The sequence below is a fragment of the Dyella sp. A6 genome, from assembly GCF_036320485.1.
GTDB lineage: Bacteria > Pseudomonadota > Gammaproteobacteria > Xanthomonadales > Rhodanobacteraceae > Rhodanobacter_A > Rhodanobacter_A aluminiiresistens.
Genome location: NZ_CP132911.1, coordinates 304,438 through 325,663, shown reverse-complemented (window position 1 = coordinate 325,663; position 21,226 = coordinate 304,438). Strand labels below are relative to the sequence as shown.

Sequence of the window (21,226 nt, the reverse complement as noted above, 5' to 3'; positions counted from 1 at the left end):
ATCATGCCGCCCTGTCGTCATCACAGCGGTAGGCCAGACGTGCGGGAACCGTCAGCCGGATCACCGTGCCACCGTTGGCCCCAAGCCCGATACGCAGCCTGGCGGACAGTTGCTGCGCACGCTCGCGCATGCCCTGCAGGCCCCAGTGACCTGCACGGGTCCCGCCGCGGAGAAGATCGGCCGGCATACCCACGCCGTCGTCGACCACGCTGACGACGAGCTTCCACCGGCGGAACGCCACGACCACCCGGATGCTTGTGGCCGCCGCGTGCCGACAGGCATTCAGCACCGCCTCCCGCACGATATAGATCACCTGCTCGTGCACCAGCGGCAGCAGCGACCGGACCGCGCCATCCACCGTGACATCGATCGCGATGCCGTAGTCGCGCGACCACGCGGCCAGCACGTCGGACAGGGTATCGGTGAGCGAACCGCCTTCGGCCGCACGCAGCCGGGCGACTTGGTTCCGGCCCTGCGTCACGATGTCGTACGCGTGGTCGACCGCGCGTTCCAGGCCATCGCGCGGGATGTCGCCGGGCAGGCCTTTCACCTCCGCTTCCAGCTTCATCAGCGATGCGGGAAAGTTCTGCAGCAGGGTGTCATGCAGGTCGCGCGCGATGCGTTCGCGTTCGGCCCGCTGGGCCTCCGCCAGCATCAAGGTGCGCCGGTTCATCTCCCGCAGGCGGAGCATGAACAGCATCCAGATGCCGGTCAGCGCCAGCGCCACGCACAGCGCCGCGAACCAATATGTCTGGTAGTACGCCGGCATGACGGTGATGGCCAGGTGCGCGCCGGTGCGGTTCCACACGCCTTCGCCATTGCAGGCGATGACTTCGAACGTGTAATGCCCGGGTGCGAGGTTGGTATAGGCGACCTCGCGCTGCCGGCCGACCGAATGCCACTTCGGGTCCAGCCCCTGCAGCCGCACCCTCACCTGGATGTGTCCCGGTGCGCTGAAACTCGGCACGGCAAAATGAATACGCAAAGTCCGGGGCAGCGGAGGAATCTTTATCTCCGTACCTGCTGGAAAGACCTTGTCGTCCGCCTCGACCCGGGTGATCAGCACCGGGGGCGCGACGGTATCGGCCACTCGCTGGGACGGATCCACCCATGCGACGCCGTCGCTCGTCGAAAACCACAAACGCCCGTCCGAGCCCTTGACCACGGTGGGATGGCCGATGTGCGGCGCCGGTGCCCCGGGCACGCCATCCAGCGCGTCGAAAGCCTGGTACGAAGTCACCCGCCGACGACCCGCCAGCACCTGGTCGATTTCTTTCCCGGGTATCCGGTACACACCGTCGAGCGCATGCACCCACAGGTCGCCATCGTTCGCAAACACCAGCCCGGTAACGTTCCTGATCTGCTTTCCGGGAGGAAACTGCAGCCGCTTCAGGGTCATGCCATCCATGTAGCCGAGACCTTCACCGCCACCGATCCAGACCCGGCCCCTCGCCTCGGTGAACGCGGGCGACTCGCCGACATTCAGCGCGCCGCGGCCGCCGACATAGGTCTTGCGGCCATGGTCGTAGACCAGGATGTCACCATGCGCCATGTAGCCCATCCACAGGCGGCCACGGCTATCTGCGAAGATGACCTCCGGCGGCTTTTCGCTGATGTCCTTCCTGATGCCGAGCTTGCCGTCCTGCAGGGAATACAGGCCCGAATGGTGGCCTGCCGCCACGCCGAACCAGAGCACGCCGTCCGCGTCCCTCGCCAGCGACAGCACGCTGGGATAGTGCGCCATCGTGAAGGTATACAGCTGCCTGACGCCGTGATCGTCCATCTGCCACAGCCCACCCGGGCCGGCCATGTATACGACGCCGTCCGGCCCTGTGGTGGAGGCCATCATCTGCACCGGCACACGGGTCGTCTTCAGCTGGCCTGCATCCGTTTCCATGACCGGCTCGCCGGTGCTGCCCGCCCAGATGCTTCCATGCAGCCCCGGCGCCAGCGAAAAGTAATGTCCGCTCGCCGGGAATGCCGACATCGCGAAGTCGCTGCGGGTGAAACGGTCGATGCCCGACTCGGTGCCGAACCAGATATTGCCCTCGCGATCGACCATGGAAGGCCAGACATAGTCGCCGCTCAGGCCATCGGATGTATCGAACGACGCGATGTGGCTGTTCACGTGGGCCAGCTCAGGATCTGCGTCGATCGCGCTTGCCGGCACATATTCGATGCCGTCGCCCAGCCCGTTAATCCACAGATCGCCCTGATGATCGAACACCATGTACCCGTCCGACGATGTACGGATCACACCGGTCGCGAGCACCGGCACGCCATCACGGAAATTCCAGCGCTCGATGGTGTGCTTCAGGTAACGGACCCACACCGAACCGTCATGTCGTTCGGCCATGAACAACACGTAGCCCTTCTTCTCCAGCAGGACGAAGCGTGCGGCGCCCGGGGCCCGGTAATACAGTGCAGCAGCCGTTCCTGCCCACACGCCGCCACGCTGGTCGACCAGCAGGCTGATCACCGAAATGTGCTGCTGCAGAAGGTCCGGCGCCGCTACCACCCAGCGCCCGTTCACCAGCCGGTAGATGGCGTATTGGGCCACCATCCAGACCTGCCCCTTCGGCCCGGCGGTGATCTCCTTGATGTAACCCGAACCCGGCACGCCCTGCTTGCTCGTGTATCGGGTTGCCTTGCCGTGCCTGAACTCGATCAGACCACCCTTGTCGGCCACCACCCAGAGACTGCCGTCCCGGCCTGCGAAGAATGGCTTGACGGGACCATCGGAGAGATCGACGCCATCGAGCTGCCGGATCCGCTCGAAAGACAGGCCGTCGAAACGGAACATGCCCTTGTCGGCACCGATCCAGATGAAGCCGTCGGTCGTCTGCACCAGGTTGGTCAGCCCGGTCGGTGCGCCATCGCGCCCTGTCCACGCCGTGTGCTGATAGCGATTGAGCGACCATACACGCGCCGCCAGACAGTTGCCCGTCGCCATGACCAGCAGCGCGGCCACGCAGAACATCGTTCTCGAGAAGTGTTCCCAACGCTTGCTGGGTCCAGGCATGCGCGCAACCTATGAGGGGACAAGACCGGCGTGTTGATGCAGGTACCGCACACACGCGCAGCCCCCGCATCCGTGCATCCCATGCACGTCTGCCCCCACCCGCAGCCGGGCGCGCGCCCGGCGACGCGACGTCCATGCTTCAGACAGGAGTCCTGGGTAGCTTACAGGGTGAACGACCCTGAGCTGCCATGCCGATGGGACAGCGCGGCGATGAGTGTTCGGCAGATGCCGGCGCGAACATGCGCAAATCGAGCGGCTTTCAACGCTAACGTCAATGCCGTACCGATCGATGGGAAATTGGCGCGCCCGGAGGGATTCGAACCCCCGACCAATGGCTTCGGAAGCCACTACTCTATCCGGCTGAGCTACGGGCGCTTACGGGATGCACGCTGCAGGCTGGGCCGCGGCGAACGCGCAGTATAGCGAAGTTGTGCGGACGGGCGAAGCGGATCTTTGAAGGTCATCGCATGGCACAGCCGCCATCGAGTCTTGTGGCTGCGGGCCGCGTTCGGCACCCGACACGGTACGGCACGCCCACCACTGCCAGCACATGACAAACGTCAGGACGCCCGACTTACAACCCATACTGATCGCAGCCGCTGGCACTCGGCACAATGACGGCATGGCCATCTCGACCACCGTCATGGACTTCCGCACCAAGGCGACCTTTCGGGCACTGGATGACCGACCCGGCGACGGCTTCGTGCCGATCAAGCAAGAGACAGGCCTTGGCCAGGCCATGCGATGGATCGGACGCGTGATGCAGTCGGTACACCCCAGGATCGATCACTACCCGTCCAGCCCAACACGACCCGAACAGGCCGGTGATGCGCAGGCCATCGTCGACCACACGCATGGAAAGTCCGTGCGTGTAGGAATTTTCTCTTTATTGCGCCATGTTTCCGTCGAGACACATAACTACACTCATCAGTGTGGTATTGTCCGCAACCGCATTTAATTCGCCCAGGTCAACGCCCTTGTCCCGCCAAGCCCCGTTTCCTGCACGACCGACACGCCTGCGCGGCGTACCCGTACTGGCATTGGCCATGGCCGTGAGCTGCCTGAGCGGCTGTGCCGTGGGTCCGAATTTCCAGCGTCCCGCCGCACCGGCCGTGGACCGCTACACCAACAAGCCGCTGCCGGCGGCGACACGCTCAGCCGCCAGCGCCGACGGCGATGCCCAGCGCTTCCTCGCTGGGCACACGGTTCCGGAACGCTGGTGGACCCGTTTCGACAACCGCGAACTCGACCGCCGCGTACAGCAGGCCCTGCAGCATAGCCCGACGATCGCCGCCGCTCGGGCGGCACTGCGCCAGGCGCAGGAAAATGCCGACGCCGCACGCGGCGGACTGCTCCCGGCACTGAACCTGGGGGCGGGCGCCACGCGCGAAAAGCAGTCCGCAGTCGCCTCCGGCGTCCCCGGCGGGGTCGGTCCGTTCACGCTGTACAACGCATCGGTCAACGTCAGCTACACGATCGACCTGTTCGGCGGCGTGCGACGCGGCATCGAGGCACAACTGGCACAACGCGATTACCAGCGCGCCCAGCTCGACTCCACCTACCTGACGCTCGCCGGCAACGTGGTGACCGCCTCGATGCAGGAGGCCTCGCTGCGCGAACAGATCCGCGCCACCCGGCAGATCATCGACTGGCAACGCACGATGCTGAAGATCGCCGAGCAGCAGCAGCAGATCGGTGCCAAATCGCTGTCCGACACGCTGGCCGTGCGCGCGCAGCTGGCCGCCACCGAGGCGACCCTGCCGCCGCTCCGCGCCAAGCTGGCGGCCACCCGCAACCAGCTGGCAACCTACTTGGGCACCACCCCTGCACAGTTCGACGCCGCGCCGCTGACGCTGGACGCCGTGCATCTGCCGCAGGACATTCCGGTCAACCTGCCGTCGCAGCTGGTCGACCAGCGACCCGACATCCGCGCCGCATCCGCCCTGCTGCACGCGGCTTCGGCCGAGGTCGGCGTGGCCACGGCGGCCATGCTGCCGCAACTCACCCTGTCCGGCAGCGGCGGCTCGCAGGCACTGCAGGCCAGCGATCTGTTCTCGGCCGGCACCGGCGCCTGGTCACTGGGCCTGGGCCTGACCCAGCCGCTGTTCCACGGCGGCGAGCTGCTGCACAAGAAGCGCGCCGCACAGGCCGGCCTGGCCAAGGCCGACGCCGACTGGCAACAGACCGTGCTGGTGGCGTTCCAGAACGTAGCCGATGCACTGCAGGCACTGGAGTTCGACGCCCAGACACTGGCCGCGCAGGCCACCGCCGAACAGGCCGCCTCGCAGCGGCTGGAGCTCACCCGCGCGCAGTACCGCATCGGCGCCACCGGCTATCTCAACCTGCTCGACGCCGAACGCAGCTACCAACAGGCGCGCATCACGCTGATCCAGGCCCGCGCGGCACGTCTGTCCGACACCGCGGCCCTGTATACCGCGCTGGGTGGCGGCTGGCATCGCGATGCCAGTGCACAGCCCGCGACCGCGTCCGCCTCTTCCCACGTTTCCCATTAAGGAGTTCGCGCATGAGCCCGCGCGCCGACAAAAAGCCCAGCACTCTCAAGCGCATGATCTGGATGATCGTGGGAACGATCGCGCTGATCGCACTGATCGCCGGCATCAAGGTGCTGCTGGTGGTCCGCATGATCCACAGCCTGCCCAAGCCCGGGCCGGTGACGGTCAGCACCATCAAGGCAAGCGAACAGACCTGGCAGCCCACGCTCGACGCGGTCGGCACCCTGCGCGCTGTGAAGGGTGCCGACCTGGCCGCCGAAGTCGCCGGACTGGTCACCGACGTCAATCTCAAGTCCGGCCAGGACGTGAAGCAGGGCCAGTTGCTGGTGCAACTGCGCGACGGCGACGAAGTGGCCCAGCTGCACCAGCTCCAGGCGAATGCCCAGCTGGCGAAGCTCACCCTCGAACGGGCCCGTCGCCAGCTTGCCGCCAAGGCGATCAGCGAAGCCGATTTCGATACCGCCCGGGCCGACTACCAGGCCCGCCAGGCGGCAGTGGCACAGCAGCAGGTGGTGATCCAGAAGAAGCAGCTGCGTGCGCCGTTCGACGGTCGCGCCGGCATCATCACGGTGAACCCGGGTGACTACCTCGCCGCCGGCACCACCGTGGTGACGGTGCAGCAGCTCGACCCGATGTTCGTGGACTTCAACATTCCGCAGGGCGAGCTGGCCAAGGTCAAGGTAGGCGAACCGGTGCACCTGCATCTGGATGCGTGGCCGGGCCGTATCTTCAACGGCAAGCTCAGCGCGATCAACCCCAAGGTCGACATCAGCACCCGCAACGTGCAGGTGGAAGCCACCGTGCCGAACCCCGCCAAGACACTCACCCCCGGCATGTTCGCCAAGCTCAGCGTGGACGTCGGCACGCAGCATCCGCTGCTGACGCTGCCGCAGGCGGCGATCGTCTACAACCCCTACGGCGACACCGTCTACGTGGTGCACCCGGGCAAGGGCAAGGATGCGCAGGGCAAGCCGAACCTGCCGACCGTGCAGCAGGCCTTCGTCACCCTCGGTGCCACGCGTGGCGACCAGGTGGCGATCCTCAAGGGCATCAGCGCCGGCACCGAGGTGGTGACCAGTGGCCAGATGAAGCTGAAGAACGGCGCCACCATCACTGTCGACAACAGCGTGCAGCCGGCCGACAGCGTGAACCCCACGCCGCAGGAACACTAGGGCCCGCCCACCGCCATCCAGCTGGTCGCGCCGCGACCCTTTGCCCCGGGTCACGGGCATTGCGAGGACGATGTATGCCGTTACCGAATCAACCATTCATGTACTCCCGGAGGCAAAGGCCTCCGGACTCCGGGGTTGCTCCGCAGCGCCAGCCAGTCGGCGGTGCATACCGTGGCCATAGCGATGCCATGGCTCCGCGGCACGCGCCTTGCCTGCTAGACGCCGCGAAGACAACGCGACTCACCCGGATGACTGCGAGCGGACCCTACGCCCCATGAAATTCACCGACCTCTTCATCAAGAAGCCGGTACTGGCGATCGTCGTCAGCCTGCTGATCCTGGTGCTCGGCCTGAAGGCCGTGACCAGCCTCACCGTGCGCCAGTACCCGAAGACCGAGAACGCCACCGTCACCGTCACCACCGCCTACTACGGTGCCGACGCGCAGACCATGGCGGGCTTCATCACCCAGCCGCTGGAACAGGCGATTTCGCAGGCGCAGGGCATCGACTACCTGTCCTCCACCAGCGTGCAGGGTGTGTCGACCATCACCGCCACGCTGCGCCTGAACTACGACGCCAACCGCGCCCTGACCGAGATCACCACCCAGGTGAACTCGGTGAAGAACCAGTTGCCGCCCGAGGCCCAGCAGCCCGTGCTCACCGTGCAGACCGGCGAGACCATCGACGCGATGTACATGGGCTTCTACAGCGACGTGCTGCCTACCAACAACATCACCGACTACCTGTCGCGCGTGGTGAAGCCGAAGCTCGATTCGATTCCCGGCGTGCAGACGGCGGAACTGCTGGGCGCACGCAACTTCGCCCTGCGCGCCTGGCTGGACCCGGCGAAGATGGCCGCCCGTGGCGTCACCGCCGCCGACGTCAACGCGGCACTGGCCGCCAACAACTACCTGGCCGCGGTCGGCTCGTCCAAGGGGCAGGCGGTGACCGTCGACCTCACCGCCAACAGCAACCTGCATACCGTCGACCAGTTCAAGCAACTGGTGATCAAGCAGGTCAACGGCTCCATCGTGCGACTCGAGGACGTGGCCAAGGTCGAGCTGGGCTCGGACAGCTACGGCTTCAACGTGGCGTTCAGCGGCCGGCGCTCGGTGTTCATCGGCATCAAGGTGGCACCGGACGCCAACGTGCTGGACGTGGCCAAGCGCGTACGCGAGGCCTTCCCGGACATCCAGCAGCAGCTGCCCAGCGGGATCACCGGCAAGATCGTGTATGACGGCACCGAGTTCGTGAACAGCTCGATCGACGAGGTGGTCAAAACCCTGATCGAAGCGCTGCTGATCGTCACGGTGGTGATCTTCCTGTTCCTCGGCAGCCTGCGTGCGGTGATCATCCCGGTGATCGCGATGCCGCTGTCGCTGATCGGCACCTTCTTCGTGATGCTGGCGCTGGGCTACTCGATTAACCTGCTGACACTGCTGGCGCTGGTGCTGGCGATCGGCCTGGTGGTGGACGACGCGATCATCGTGGTGGAGAACGTCGACCGCCACATGAAGGAGGAACACAAGACCCCGCTGCAGTCGGCCATGCTGGCGGCGCGCGAACTGGGCGGACCGATCCTGGCAATGACCGTGGTGCTGATCGCGGTCTATGTGCCGATCGGTTTCCAGAAAGGCCTTACCGGCGCGCTGTTCACCGAGTTCGCCTTCACCCTGGCGGGCGCGGTGACCGTCTCGGCGGTGGTCGCACTGACACTCTCGCCGATGATGTGCGCCACGTTCTTCCGCAGTGAGCAGGACGATGGTCGCTTCGTGAAGTTCATCGACCATCAGTTCGAGCGCGTGCAGCACGGCTACAGGCGCCTGTTGCACGGTACCTTGTCGACCTGGTCGGTGGTGATCGTGATGGCCGGCCTGCTGCTGCTGGCGACCATCGCATTGGGCATGACCTCGCAGTCGAAGCTCGCGCCGGAGGAGGACCAGGGCGTGGTCGCCGGGCAGATCGTCGGCGCACCGAACGCCACCGCCGAACAGATGAACGTGTACGCCCACCAGATGTACGAGGCGGCGAAGAAGCTGCCGGAGTACCAACAGATGTTCCAGCTGACCGGCGTGCCGACCACCAACCAGGGCATCGGCGGTGTGCTGTTCAAGCCGTGGGACCAGCGCAGCCGCGACGCGCACCAGTTGCAGCTGGCACTGCAGAAGGCGTGGAACGGCATCGCCGGCGCCAAGATCGCCGCGTTCCAGTTCCCGCCGCTGCCCGGCGCGTCTGGCCTGCCGGTCCAGATGGTGATTACCACCACCGAGCCGTTCCAGAACCTGGACCAGGTGGCCAACGAGGTGCTCAAGCGGGCGCAGGCCAGCGGCAAGTTCTACTTCATCGACTCGGACCTGAAGCTGGACAAGCCGCAGGCCACGGTGTCGCTGGACCGCGACATGATCTCCACCCTGGGGCTGACCCAGAAGGATGTCGGTGCCGCGCTCGGTGCCGCGCTGGGCGGCGGCTACGTCAACTACTTCTCGATCTCCGGACGCTCCTACCGGGTGATCCCGCAGGTGTTGCAGGTCGACCGCCTGAACCCGCACCAGGTGCTGGACTACTACATCAACACGCCCAGCGGCCAGGTGGTCCAGGCCTCGACCGTGGCCAGGATCAAGCATGAAGTGGTACCGCGCTCGCTGAACCACTTCCAGCAGCTCAACTCGGCGACCATCTCCGGCGTGTCCAGCATGTCGCAGGGCGAGGCACTGAAGTATCTGGCCGGGCTGGTGAAGCAGGTGGCGCCGACCGGCTACAACGTGGACTACTCCGGCCAGTCGCGGCAGTTCATACAGGAATCCGGCGGCTTCATCGGCACCCTGCTGTTCGCCGTGATCATCGTGTTCCTGGCGCTGTCGGCACAGTTCAACAGCCTGCGCGACCCGATCGTGATCCTGGTCTCGGTGCCGCTGGCGCTGTTCGGTGCGCTGATCTTCGTCAACCTGTTCACCAGCCTCAACATCTACACCGAAGTGGGCCTGGTGACCCTGATGGGCCTGATCAGCAAGCACGGCATCCTGATGGTCGAGTTCGCCAATCACTCGCAGCTGTCCGGCATGAGCAAGCGCGAGGCGATCGAACATGCCGCCGCGGTGCGCCTGCGTCCAATCCTGATGACCACCGCGGCGATGGTGTTGGGCGTGATCCCGCTGGTGATCGCCTCCGGTGCCGGTGCGGCGGGCCGCTTCAACATGGGTCTGGTGATCTCCACCGGCTTGTCAATCGGCACGCTGTTCACCCTGTTCGTGGTGCCGGCGTTCTACATGCTGCTGTCCACCGATCACCACGCGGACCAGGACAAGCCACAGGACCCGCCGCTGCTGGAAGCCTGAGCGGCTGACGACGACGGATCGCAATCCGTCACGACACGGAAAAGGCGCGGGCAACCGCGCCTTTTCCGTATGCGGCCGGCACCCGCCATGTACACCCGGTGCACACCCGGCGTGTGCGGCCCGGAACACGCCCGCAGCCAGCCCATGTAGGGGTTCCCTGATTGACCGCCATGGCCTCGCCGCAGACTATCCAGGGGACACGCCCGGACATGGGGTCCAGCACGGCGTCGCACATGGGGAATGCATATGCTCGCAGAGTACAAACGCTCGACGAATATCGGCGTCGGCCTGGGCCTGGTCGCTGAAATCGCCGGCCGCCTGCTGGTCAGGGCCGGGAACCCGGGGTTCGGACTGCTGATCCTGCTGGTCGGGTACGTCCTGTTCATCTGGGGCTGCACCCAGTACGCGAAGGGCAAGGGCCACTCGGGATGGTTCGGCGTGCTCGGGCTGTTCAGCCTGCTCGGCCTGCTGGTGCTGTTCTTTCTGCCGGACCATCACAAGCAGGCCACCGCCTGACACGACGACATCGCAGGCCTGGCATTTCACGCGCTGAAATGTTCTGCCCGCAACAGAAAGGGGCGCCCATGACGGGCGCCCCTTTTTTTGACCGGCGGGGCACTGCGGCACCCACCGTCGACGGCCTTGCGGCCTGGCTGGATCAGAGCGGCTTGATCAGCTTGGTCAGCGTGTCCGGACGGCTGGTGTCGCGCACCAGGTGCGGATACTTCAGACCCTCGTGGTAGTCGATCTCGATGGTCTTGAACTCGTTGAAGTTCTTGACCAGCAGCTTGACCGGCATGCTCTTGTCCTTGGCGGACGCGGTCACCGCATTGGCCAGTGCATCGTTGCTGTAGTCATGACCGTTCACGGCCACGATGCTCATGCCCGGCGACAGACCGGCCTTGAACGCGGGGCCGTTCCACAGCACGTCGGCGATGTGGCCGCCCTTGCCTACCGCCACGCCGATCGAATACATCAGGTTGGCGAAGTGGTAGTGCGCTTCCATCGCCTTCAGGGCATCGGACGGCTTGTCAGTGTAGACCAGCTTCCAGCCATGCGATTCCAGGCCGCCGATCAGCGGGCCGTGACCATCAAGGCGGGTGCGCAGGTACTTGGCCCAGTCGTACGGAGCGATGCTGTTGAGCGTGTTCACCACGTCCTGGAAGTGGTAGGTGTTGACCACCCACGAACCGTTGTCCATGCCGAAGAAGGCACGGGCGAAGTTGTCGAGGTTCTTCTTGCCGTGGGTCAGCTCACGCAGCTTGCCGTCGACGTCCAGCCAGATCAGCTGACCGGCGCTGTAGTAGTCCTCGCTGCCCTGGTAGTTGCGGTACGGCAGCGGAGCGCGCTGGGCGATCGGCGGATCGTTGGTGGTGTCCTGCACGTTGCGCCAGGTCGCAAGACCCGGACGGCCGCGATCATAGGTGGCGGCTACGTTGGCCAGCATGTCGCGGAACTGCGCGTCGGTCCACAGGCCCGAGCGGGCGGCCATCACCTGGCCCCAGAACTGGGTCTGGCCCTCGTACACCCACAGCAGGGTGTCACCCATCGCGACGTTGAAGTTCGGCGTCCACAGGTCGAACGGACGACGGTACTTGCCGTCCCACGAATGGTTGAACTCGTGCGACAGCAGGTCGCGCATGGCCCAGTCCTGCTTCCACTTGGTGAAGTAGCCCGGACCGGTGCCGTTCTCGCTGGAGCGGTGGTGCTCCAGGCCTTCGCCGCCCATCTTGTTGCTCAGCGAGAGCAGGAAGTCGTAGTGGTTGTAGTGGTGCGCGCCGTACAGCTTGTACATCTGCTGCACCAGGTCGCGGTGGATCTTGATCTGCTCCGGCGTGATGTCCAGGTCCTTCGGCTGGTCGGCCACCACGTCCAGGTGCACCGGCGTCTTGGAGCCCGGCGCCAGGTCGATGCGCTTGAAGTACTTGCCGGCGTAGACCGGTGAATCGACCAGTGCGTTGTAGGTGATGGTCTTGAAGTTCACCGTACTGCCGTCGCGCGAGGCCACGTCCAGCGCGGTGCCGAACTGCCAGCCGGCCGGGAAGGTGGCGCTGGCGTCGACCTTGATGTCCTTGCTGTAGTAACCCGCCGGGTAGATCGTGTTGCTGCTCCACTGCAGGTCGAGCATTTCCGGCGTCATCACGATGCGCCCCTCGCGGCGGTTCTGCGGCGAGAGATACTGGAAGTCGACGTCCACCGCGTGCACGCCCTGCGGCACGTCGACGTGGAAGGCGAACACGTTGAACGGATCGCGGGTCCAGTTCAGCGTCTTGCCGTTGGCCTTGACCACCAGGCCGGCCAGCGCGTCGATCGTGCCCGACGGCTCGTGATCGCCCGGCAGCCACTGCGGGTACAGCAGGGTGAGCGGGCCGGACGCGGTCGGAATCACTTCGTGCACGCGGAAGACGCGGTGATCGATGTCGGTGGCGTCGACGTGAATCTGCAGCGTACCGGCGGTGTAGGGCACGTCCTGCGGCGGCGGCACATTGCCGGTGCGCACGATGTCGGCGTGAGCGGGAACCGCGGCGAAGCCGAGACCGGCGACGATCAGGGCGGCGGCAAGGTTGGTGACTTTCAAGGGGGTGTCTCCTGCGGCGAAGCCCCGCTGCAACACGCAACGTGCGGGGTCAAAGACCCGATGCTAGACCCGTGGACATACGCGCTCCCCCTGCCAGAGGTCATGCCCGCGGCATGGGTGCCACGTCGCAGGTGAACGGCACGCGCGAAAACCCGCGCGCCCATGCCGGATCGCACGAACCTGCGGCCGAAACAGCAACGGCCGCCCCCGGGGCGGCCGTTGCTGGAGGCTACGGCGGAACCGCCGCAGACCCGGGCATTACTTGCGGGCGGTGCCGATCGCGTCGAGCCAGTCCTTGCCGCTGGTACGCACCAGGTGCGGGTAGCGCAGGCCGCCGTGGTAGTCGATCTCCACCGTGTTGTAGACGTCGATGTTCTTCACCAGCAGCTTGATCGGCGTGTTGTTACCCTTCGCCGCCGCCACCGCGTCCTTCAGACCGTCGGGCGTGAAGTCCTTGCCGTCAACCGCGATGATGGTCAGACCCGGCACCAGGCCCGCCTTGAACGCCGGCCCGTTCCACTGCACGTCATAGATGTTGCCGCTGCTGGATGCCGACAGACCGATCGAGTAGGCCATGTTGATGCCGTGCATCAACGATTCGCGCGCCTTGTCCATCACGTTGGGCTTGTCGGTGTAGACCAGCTTCCAGCCACCACGCTGGATGCCGTGCTCGGGCAGCTCCGGACCGGTGTAGTCCAGCCGCGTGCGCAGGAACTTGGCCCAGTCGTACGGCTGCACCTGGTTAAGCGTGTTCACCACATCGTCGAAGGTGTAGGTCTTGGTGACGTAGCTGCCGTTGTCCATGCCGTAGAAGGCACGCGCGAAATCATCCAGCGAATGCTTGCCGTGGCTGAGCTCGCGGATCTTGGTGTCCACGTCCAGCCACAGCAGCTGGCCTTCGGGATAGAAGTCGGTGCCACGACGCCAGTTGATCCAGCCGCCGCCGCCGTAATAGGTCAGCGGCGCGGCGGAGGCGGTGTCCTGCAGCGAACGCCAGACGCGGCCGGTACGCGCGCTCATCGCCGCGTCCATCGACGCCATCGCCTCGCGGAACTGATCGGGCGTCCACAGGCCGGCACGCGCGGTGAGCACGCTGCACCAGTAGTCGGTGAGGCCTTCGTATACCCACAGCAGGTCGTCCTGCTCCTTCACGTTGAAGTTGGGCGTCCACAGGTCGGCCGGGCGACGGAACTTGCCGTTCCAGGAATGCACGTACTCGTGCGGCATCAGGCTGGCTGCCGCCGTGTGCATGGCGTCATTGGTGAAGAAGTCGGACGGCAGGCGGTCGTCGCTGGACTGGTGGTGTTCCAGACCGAAATGTCCGGTGTGATCGGACAGCGTCAGCAGGAAGTCGTAGTGGTGATAGTGATGCGACTGGAACAGCAGGGCCGCCTGCTTCACCACCGCGCGCTGCTGTTCGAGCTGCTTGGGCGTGAGCTTGACGTCGTCGGCCGCGTCGCCCACCACGTTCAGGTGCACCGGCACCTTGGCGCCGGGTGCCAGGTTCACGCGGTTGAAGTGCACGCCTGCGATCATCGGCGAGTCGACGAAGTTGTTGAAGGTCAGCGGCTTGAAGTGGATGGAGTTGCCCGAACGGCTCTCCTCCCGCATCGCGGTGGCGAACTTCCAGCCGGCCGGCAGATCCACGGTCGGCTTGATGTGGATCTGGCTGGAGTAGTAGCCGGAGGGATAGAACGCCACCTGGTTGAACTCCACGTCCACGAAATTCGGCGTGGACGAGGCGCTGGCGCCGAACAGGCTGCCGTGGCCCGGTGCCGGCGACAGGAACTGGAAGCTGACGTCCAGCTGGGTCACGCCCGCCGGCACATCCAGGTTGATCGCGAACATGTCGCGCAGGTCGCGCCGCCACGGCAGCTGCTTGCCGTTCGCCTTGATGATCAGGCCGGCCACGTTCTCGACCGGACCGGAAGGCGCATGCTCGCCGGGAATCCACTGCGGGTACAGCAGGGTGAACGGGCCGGACTTCACCGGGATCGTCTCGTGCACGCGGAAGATCCGCTTGGGTGCATCGGTGAGATCGACATTGACGGTGAGCTGGCCGGGATACGGTTGGTCGACCGGCGCCGGCCGCGAGGCATCCTGCGCGAAGGAAGCTGCGGAAAGGGACAGCGCCCCGACCACCGCGGCGGCGATCAGGCTGGAACGGAAGGCATGGCTTTTCACAGGGACACTCCGGGCAGGCGCCGGCGCGCAGGACCCCCCTCGCGCCACCGGCAGGAAACAGCCGGACACCGCGGTGGCGTCCGGCACATCACCGGCCGATGGTAGATCGAAGGTCACGCCGCTCACCCTGCCAGAGGTCATGCCGGGGGCTGACGCAAGCTCTTGCGTCCGTGCCGCCGCCCGTGGCCTGCAACGGCTATGATCGCGCACGACATCAGACCAACCGACAGGCCCCGCATGGATATCCGCACCGGCATGCTGGACGACCCGCGCGTACTCGCCCTGCTGCACGAGCACCTGCGCACGCTCGCTCCCACCGCGCCGGCCGAAAGCCGGCACGCGCTGGACCTGGGCGGCCTGCAGCACCCCGACATCACGTTCTGGTGCATGTGGGACGGAAAGACGCTGGCCGGCTTCGGCGCGCTGCGGCAACTCGAGCCCGACCACGGCGAGATCAAGTCGATGCGCACCGCCGCCACCCATCTGCGCCGCGGGGTGGGCTCACGGATGCTGCGGCACCTGCTCGACCAGGCCGGCGCACGCGGCTACCGGCGGGTCAGCCTGGAAACCGGCTCGATGGCCTTCTTCGAGCCGGCGCGGCAGCTGTATGCAAGCTTCGGGTTCACGCCCTGCCCACCCTTCGGCGACTACCGCCCCGACCCGAACAGCGTGTTCATGACGAAGCGGATCGAAGGCCGCATCGGCTAGCCGATGCGTACCAGCCGCTACGTGGCGGCTCCCGCACCCGCATAGGCCAGCGCGCGGGTGACGACATCGCCCGGAAAATCAACACGCGCCAGCAGCCGGATGGCATTGCGCGCGGTGGCCGGACCGGGCCGCAGACGGTAGTCGAAGAACCCGTTCACCTCGGGGTCTTCCTGAAAATGGCAAAGCGTATAGCCTGCGCCAAGCATGTCCTGCAGTTCGATGTCGTGGGTGGTGACCAGCACCAGCGAGGCTTCGCCCAGCCGTTCGAGCACGGCACGCGCGATCGCCACCCGCTCGACGGTGTTGGTACCGCTGAACGGTTCGTCGATCACGAACAGCCCGCCCTGCGCCTGCGCCGCCTTGTCCAGGAAGACATGGATCGCCTCGATCTCCGCGAAGTAATGGCTCTTGCCCGATGCCACCGAATGCATGCCGTGGATCGCAGCCATCACCGGCCGTGTTGGCAGGACCGCCCGCGCGGCCAGACAGAAACCCAGCGTGCGGCCGAGGATGGCATTCATGCCCACCATCTTCACGAAGGTGGTCTTGCCGGCCATGTTCGAACCGGTGACCAGCAGCGAGCACCGGTCAAGCCGGATGGTGTTGGCAATACCCTTCGCCAGCAGCGGGTGCTCGCCCGCCTCGATCTCCAGCTGTGCCTGTTCCACGACCTGCGGCTGGCAGTACACGGGACGGGAGGCAAGGAACGATGCCGTGGCGATCGCCGCATCGATCTCGCCCAGCGCTTCGAAGATCGGCACCAGTCGCTCGCGCATGCGGTAGAACCGGGTCACCGAGCGCAGGTGCACGACCAGTTCCAGCAGGAACGCCAGGTTCAGCCAGACCGCGACGTACGACACGATCGGATACTTCAGCAGGGCCATCGGCAACAGGGCTCGACCAGCCTGCACGCGATGCCCACGTAGCTCGTGCAAGCGGACCAATGGCGTACACCACGGGTGCGCCGCATGCAGCGATGCAAGCGTATCGGCCACACGCAGCATCTGCACGCATCCTTTCAAGGTATGGATGTCGCGCAGCGTGCTCCAGTAGCTGCGGTACAGCACGACGCCATTGACCGCGAGCATCGCGCACCAGATCCACACCGGCCATGACCACGCGATGCTGGCAGCCAGCACCGCCACCGAGAGCAGGCTCCACAGGTATATCAGGCCGCGATGCGGCGGCATGGCCAGTTCGTCGCCGAGCAGCGCGTCGGCGATGCGTCCGTGCTCCGGCTCCTTCAACGGCATCAGCTTCAGCTGGATGCGTTCGCGCAACGCGACATTTTCGTGCAGTTGCCGGTAGAGCGTGTAGCGTGCGGCCAGCGGTTCCGGTTCCTGGATGTACTCGCGCATCCGCCGGAACAGTACCTGGCTGCCCAGCGGCGTGACGGTGGTGTCCATCAGCAAGAACAACCCCGGATATTCGAGGTCGTCCCAGGTCTTGTCGTCCACACAGGCGTCGACGACATTGCCGCGAACGAGCCGGAAATAGCGGGCGGCGCTGGGCTCGTTCTTGCTGCCCGGTCGGCCCCACTGCTCACGCAGCGCGGTCAGGGCGCGCCGCCATGGAAACAGCGCGTCCAGGTTGGGGTAGGCGAGCCACTTCGGCAGCAGCGTCATGATCGCCGCCCTCCCCTGGATGCGCGTCACCACGTCCTCAGTTGCCCTGCTCGAGCTTGCTGTGACGCATGCCATAGCCGAAGTAGATCAGGCAGCCCAGCGCCATCCAGATCACGAAGCGCTCGAAAGTGATGCCCGGCAGGCCGCCGATGCGGTGCCAGCCATCGGCCGCATGCCACGGCAGGCCGAAGATCAGCATCATCGAGAACAGCACGCCCAGCGGCGAGATCAGCCAGATCGCCGGGGTGCGGAAGCTGCGCCGGATCTGCGGCTTGCGCACGCGCAGCACCAGCACCGCGGTGCAGATCACGATGAACGCCGACAGCGTGCCGATGTTGACCAGTTCGGCCACTTCGCCAATCGGCAGCAGGCCGGCCACCAGCGCGGTGAACACGCCGAGGATCAGGGTCGGACGATGCGGGGTGCCGTGCTTCGGATGCACCTTGGCGAACCAGGTCGGCAACAGGCCATCGCGCGCCAGCGCGAACCAGATGCGCGCCGCGCCCAGCATGAAGGCGAACAGCACGCTGGTGATGCCGGCGATGGCGGCGACGTTGATCACGCCACGCACCCAGTTCAGGCCCAGCGCCTTGAATGCCGCATCCACCGGCGCGGGGCTGTTGAGCTCGCGGAACGGCACCATGCCGGTCAGGATCAGCGACACCGCCAGATACAGCGCCATCGACACCAGCAGCGACAGCAGCACCGCGCGTGGCAGGTCGCGCTGCGGATGACGCGATTCCTCGGCGGCGGTGGTCAAAGTGTCGTAGCCGAACACCGCGAAGAACACCACGCTGGACGCGGCCAGCACGCCGCTCCAGCCGTAATGCATGATGCCGTCGGCACCGGTCGTCGCCGGCGGAATGAACGGATGCCAGTTGGCGGTGTTCACGTAGAACGCGCCGACGCCGATCACCAGCGCCACGCCGATGATCTTGATCGTCACGATCACGGTATTCGCGCGCGCGCCCCATTCGGTCTTCACCGTCAGCATCCATGCGATCAGCAGCGAGATCGCCGCGGCGACCACGTTGAACACATGACCGTGACCGCTGCCGATCGCGCCCTGCGCCCAGCTCGGCAGCGTCCAGCCGGTCAACTGCAGCAGCAGCGCCTGCACGTAGCCCGACCAGCCGATCGCCACCACCGCCACGATCAGCGCGTATTCCAGCAGCAGGTCCCAACCGATCACCCAGGCGACGAACTCGCCGAGCACCGCGTAACCGTAGGTGTACGCGCTGCCGGTGACCGGGATCATGCCGGAGAACTCCGCGTAGGACAGTGCAGCGCATGCGCTGCCGATACCCGCGATCAGGAACGACAGCACCACCGCAGGACCGGCGTTCGCCGCCGCCTGCTGTCCGGCCAGCACGAAGATGCCCACGCCGATGATCGCGCCAATGCCGATCGCGGTGAGCTGCCACAGACCCAGCACGCGGCGGAAGTCGCCGCTCTTGCCTGCCTCTGATTGCAGCTGTTCGACGGACTTGTGGCGCAGCATACGGCCAAGAACACTCATCAGCACTTCCCCTTCAAAAACCAACCCCGATCATAACGAATGTGTGCTGCGCGCACGGCATGACCTGTGCCCGATTGAATAATGCGCTATCGCTTCAGCCCGTCGTGACTCGATCGGAACGTGGTCCATGTCCGTCATCGTGCGCATGCATCCAGGGCAGCGCCAGGGCACTGGCACCGAACACCACGAGCATCGCCAGACCCAGCCGGATATCCAGGTGAGTCACGCCGAACCAGCGCCCGCAAGCCAGCGGGATGACGGCCATGCCAAGCACCCGCAGGACCTCCAGCCACGCGGCGCCACGACGCCTTTCCAGCAACAGACCGATGGTGCACAGGCCGGCGACCAGCCACAGCGCGTAACCCGCAGCTTCGACCCCGCCAAGTCGCGTCGCCACGCGAAGAAAATGCATGCCCATCAGCAACAGCAGTCCGAACTGGATCAGGCAATAGGCGCGCAGCGCCCGCGATATCGGCGGGTCGAACGGCGCATGATCGATATCGAAACGCGGCACCGTTGTGTCTCCGTGCGCATCGGCCGGACGCCAGCCCGGTGGACGCAGCCACACCTGCAGCCTGTCGCGCCAGCGTCGCGCGTGTCGGGCACTCCGCCACAAGGTCCAGTACACCTCGACGTTCGCCCACAGCGGATTCCAGCTGCGCAGCGGCGAACGCGTGCCGTAGACCGGCGGGTCGCTGTCGCTTTCCTCGACGAAGCTGCCGAACAGACGATCCCACACGATCAGGATGCCGCCATAGTTGCGGTCGAGGTAACGCTCGTTCACCGCATGATGCGCGCGGTGATTCGACGGCGAACAGAACACGCGGTCGAACCAGCCCAGCCGGCCGATCTGTTCGGTGTGCACCCAGAACTGGTACAGCAGGTCGATCAGTGCGATGACCGCGAACACCGCCACCGGATAACCCAGCAACGCCATCGGCAGGTAGAACACCCAGCCCAGCAGGAAGCCGGTACCGGTCTGGCGCAGCGCAGTGGTGAGGTTGTAGCGCTCGCTCTGGTGGTGCACCACGTGCGCCGCCCACAGCAGCGCCACCCGGTGACCGCCACGATGCAGCCAGTAGTAAAGGAAGTCGTAGAGCAGCAGGCCGCTGATCCACACCCACACCCGGTCCGCCGGCAATGACCATGGCGCCAGGTGTTCCGCAAACCATGCGTACACGCCCACGTTGAACAGTCGCGTGAAGACGCCGACGATCTGCGAAAGCATGCCCAGGCCAAGACTGTTGATTGCGTCGTTGGCCCGGTAGGCTTGCGGGCGGCCACGCCAGCGCGCCACCGCGAACTCGATCGCGATGAGCACGAAAAAGCCCGGGATCGCCCAGGCCATGATGCGTTCGGGAGTCAGCATGTTCCACGCGGCCCGATCGACGCGCCGCCCCATCACCTCGATGGCACGATCATACCGAGCACCGCTACGGCCGACATCGCGCTACGCAGCATGGCCGCGACCCGCCGCTGATCAGGCGCCGGGTACGCTCATCGAGCGCCGCAGCGCGCGGCATCCGGCCGCCACGTCGTCGGTGAAGAAGGCGTCGATCCCGGCCTCGAGGTAACGGCCGATCAGGGCGACCAGCCCGGCCTCGTTGCGCGTGTCCGGATCGTCGCCCAGCCAGTAGTCGCGCGGCAGGAAGCCGTTTTCCGGACGGAAGGTATACGGATGGACTTCCAGCCCGGCCCGGTGCGCATCGCGGACCAGCGTCGTCGCCACACCCAGCCGCTGCGTCGCCTCGCTGGGGATGATCGCCTCCAGCGCCGGGCCGATCGCATCTGCATACCCGGCCACCTCGGCCAGGCCCGCAGGCGTCATCATCTGACCGTAGGTCAGCGTCCCCGACCGGGCCACCACATCGAAAGGCTGCCGCGCGGGCGCGTCCATCAACTGCAGCAGGCGGACCTGCGGATACGCGTCGCCCAGACGACTGCGCAGATATTTCAGGTTGCCGACTTCGAACGACTGGATCTCCACCGGCGCGCTGCGCGTGTACGCGTGGGTCGCCAACGCATCGAGCAGCACGTCTTCCATCGGCAGCCCGCGCTGCCGGAAATAAGTGCCGTGTTTGATTTCGGGGATGATGCCGATGACCCGCCCCAGCGCCGCCGACTCGGCCGCGACGAACTCGATGAATTCCTCCAGCGTGACCAGCGCATGGACACCGTCATGCGCCGTGCCGCGCAGCTGCGGCAGACGTTCGCGGGCGCGTAGGGTCTTCAGTTCGGCCAGCGTGAAATCCTCGGTGAACCAGCCGGTCACCGATGTGCCGTCGATCGTCCTGGTACTGCGGCGATCCGCGAATGCGGCATGCTTGGCCACGTCGGTGGTCGTGCCGATCTCGTTCTCGTGACGGATCACCAGCACACCGTCGCGGCTCATCACCAGGTCCGGCTCGACGAAGTCGGCGCCGTCGGCCATCGCCCTGGCATACGAGGCGAGCGTATGTTCCGGGAACCAGACCGGCGCGCCGCGATGGCCGATCACGCGTACCCTGGCGGCCAGCGGTTTCTCGACGTGCGGCAGCGGCATGACCGGCATCCGGCTCGGAAAGTGGCCGC

The 21,226-nt window shown here is 65.9% G+C and carries 13 protein-coding genes and 1 tRNA gene; 6 read left to right on the top strand and 8 right to left on the bottom strand.

Annotation, left to right across the window (positions count from 1 at the left end; all coding sequences use genetic code 11):
• Position 1 precedes the first annotated feature (1 nt).
• Together RA164_RS01305 and RA164_RS01300 are read right to left on the bottom strand one after the other, a co-directional pair.
• Entirely contained in the window at positions 2-3,022 is a 3,021-nt protein-coding gene (locus RA164_RS01305; RefSeq protein ID WP_329742179.1) for a sensor histidine kinase, read from the bottom strand.
• A 298-nt stretch (positions 3,023-3,320) separates the two neighbouring features.
• Positions 3,321-3,397 (bottom strand) — tRNA-Arg (locus tag RA164_RS01300).
• 247 nt (positions 3,398-3,644) lie between these two features.
• Between RA164_RS01300 and RA164_RS01295 the strand changes: the two genes are divergently transcribed.
• The 5 genes from RA164_RS01295 (at position 3,645) to RA164_RS01275 (ending at position 10,557) form a co-directional block, all read left to right on the top strand.
• Positions 3,645-3,980 (top strand): hypothetical protein, encoded by a 336-nt coding sequence (locus RA164_RS01295; RefSeq protein ID WP_329742178.1) that lies wholly within the window; start codon positions 3,645-3,647, stop codon positions 3,978-3,980.
• A gap of 19 nt (positions 3,981-3,999) precedes the next feature.
• On the top strand, positions 4,000-5,535 hold the full coding sequence (locus tag RA164_RS01290; protein WP_329742177.1) for an efflux transporter outer membrane subunit: 1,536 nt from the start codon (positions 4,000-4,002) through the stop codon (positions 5,533-5,535).
• Positions 5,536-5,546: 11 nt separating this feature from the next.
• The gene (locus RA164_RS01285) at positions 5,547-6,707 is read left to right on the top strand and encodes an efflux RND transporter periplasmic adaptor subunit (protein WP_329742176.1); all 1,161 of its coding nucleotides are present in this window, start codon (positions 5,547-5,549) and stop codon (positions 6,705-6,707) included.
• A gap of 274 nt (positions 6,708-6,981) precedes the next feature.
• A complete protein-coding gene (locus tag RA164_RS01280; protein ID WP_329742175.1) occupies positions 6,982-10,041 on the top strand; it encodes an efflux RND transporter permease subunit in 3,060 nt (1,019 codons plus the stop codon).
• A gap of 246 nt (positions 10,042-10,287) precedes the next feature.
• A complete protein-coding gene (locus RA164_RS01275; RefSeq protein ID WP_329742174.1) occupies positions 10,288-10,557 on the top strand; it encodes a hypothetical protein in 270 nt (89 codons plus the stop codon).
• 142 nt (positions 10,558-10,699) lie between these two features.
• Here the strand turns inward: RA164_RS01275 and RA164_RS01270 are convergent, their stop codons facing one another.
• Both RA164_RS01270 and RA164_RS01265 read right to left on the bottom strand, forming a co-directional pair.
• Positions 10,700-12,619, bottom strand: coding sequence for a M61 family metallopeptidase (locus tag RA164_RS01270; RefSeq protein WP_329742173.1), 1,920 nt, complete (start codon positions 12,617-12,619; stop codon positions 10,700-10,702).
• Positions 12,620-12,877: 258 nt separating this feature from the next.
• The gene (locus tag RA164_RS01265; protein WP_329742172.1) at positions 12,878-14,803 is read right to left on the bottom strand and encodes a M61 family metallopeptidase; all 1,926 of its coding nucleotides are present in this window, start codon (positions 14,801-14,803) and stop codon (positions 12,878-12,880) included.
• A 237-nt stretch (positions 14,804-15,040) separates the two neighbouring features.
• Here RA164_RS01265 and RA164_RS01260 point away from each other — a divergent pair, with 237 nt between their 5' ends.
• Complete coding sequence (locus RA164_RS01260; protein WP_329742171.1) at positions 15,041-15,511, top strand: GNAT family N-acetyltransferase; 471 nt, start codon at positions 15,041-15,043, stop codon at positions 15,509-15,511.
• A gap of 17 nt (positions 15,512-15,528) precedes the next feature.
• Here RA164_RS01260 and RA164_RS01255 read toward each other — a convergent pair whose 3' ends face one another.
• The 4 genes from RA164_RS01255 to RA164_RS01240 all read right to left on the bottom strand — a co-directional run bounded on the left by RA164_RS01255 (position 15,529) and on the right by RA164_RS01240 (position 21,206).
• Positions 15,529-17,136 (bottom strand): MutS-related protein, encoded by a 1,608-nt coding sequence (locus RA164_RS01255; RefSeq protein ID WP_329742170.1) that lies wholly within the window; start codon positions 17,134-17,136, stop codon positions 15,529-15,531.
• A 37-nt stretch (positions 17,137-17,173) separates the two neighbouring features.
• Positions 17,174-18,655: an amino acid permease gene (locus tag RA164_RS01250; protein WP_329742169.1), complete on the bottom strand. Its 1,482-nt coding sequence runs from the start codon at positions 18,653-18,655 to the stop codon at positions 17,174-17,176.
• Between the two features lie 94 nt (positions 18,656-18,749).
• Complete coding sequence (locus RA164_RS01245; protein ID WP_329742168.1) at positions 18,750-20,024, bottom strand: sterol desaturase family protein; 1,275 nt, start codon at positions 20,022-20,024, stop codon at positions 18,750-18,752.
• A 111-nt stretch (positions 20,025-20,135) separates the two neighbouring features.
• Complete coding sequence (locus tag RA164_RS01240) at positions 20,136-21,206, bottom strand: glycerophosphodiester phosphodiesterase (protein ID WP_412731054.1); 1,071 nt, start codon at positions 21,204-21,206, stop codon at positions 20,136-20,138.
• Positions 21,207-21,226: the final 20 nt, after the last annotated feature.

What these genes read in the sequence shown, in the direction of transcription:
- RA164_RS01240 (WP_412731054.1), bottom strand. Translation starts at nt 21,206, where the DNA reads ATGCCGGTCATGCCGCTGCCGCACGTCGAGAAACCGCTGGCCGCCAGG.
- RA164_RS01285 (WP_329742176.1), top strand. Translation starts at nt 5,547, where the DNA reads ATGAGCCCGCGCGCCGACAAAAAGCCCAGCACTCTCAAGCGCATGATC.
- RA164_RS01250 (WP_329742169.1), bottom strand. Translation starts at nt 18,655, where the DNA reads ATGAGTGTTCTTGGCCGTATGCTGCGCCACAAGTCCGTCGAACAGCTG.
- RA164_RS01255 (WP_329742170.1), bottom strand. Translation starts at nt 17,136, where the DNA reads ATGACGCTGCTGCCGAAGTGGCTCGCCTACCCCAACCTGGACGCGCTG.
- RA164_RS01305 (WP_329742179.1), bottom strand. Translation starts at nt 3,022, where the DNA reads ATGCCTGGACCCAGCAAGCGTTGGGAACACTTCTCGAGAACGATGTTC.
- RA164_RS01260 (WP_329742171.1), top strand. Translation starts at nt 15,041, where the DNA reads ATGGATATCCGCACCGGCATGCTGGACGACCCGCGCGTACTCGCCCTG.
- RA164_RS01245 (WP_329742168.1), bottom strand. Translation starts at nt 20,024, where the DNA reads ATGCTGACTCCCGAACGCATCATGGCCTGGGCGATCCCGGGCTTTTTC.
- RA164_RS01295 (WP_329742178.1), top strand. Translation starts at nt 3,645, where the DNA reads ATGGCCATCTCGACCACCGTCATGGACTTCCGCACCAAGGCGACCTTT.
- RA164_RS01275 (WP_329742174.1), top strand. Translation starts at nt 10,288, where the DNA reads ATGCTCGCAGAGTACAAACGCTCGACGAATATCGGCGTCGGCCTGGGC.
- RA164_RS01280 (WP_329742175.1), top strand. Translation starts at nt 6,982, where the DNA reads ATGAAATTCACCGACCTCTTCATCAAGAAGCCGGTACTGGCGATCGTC.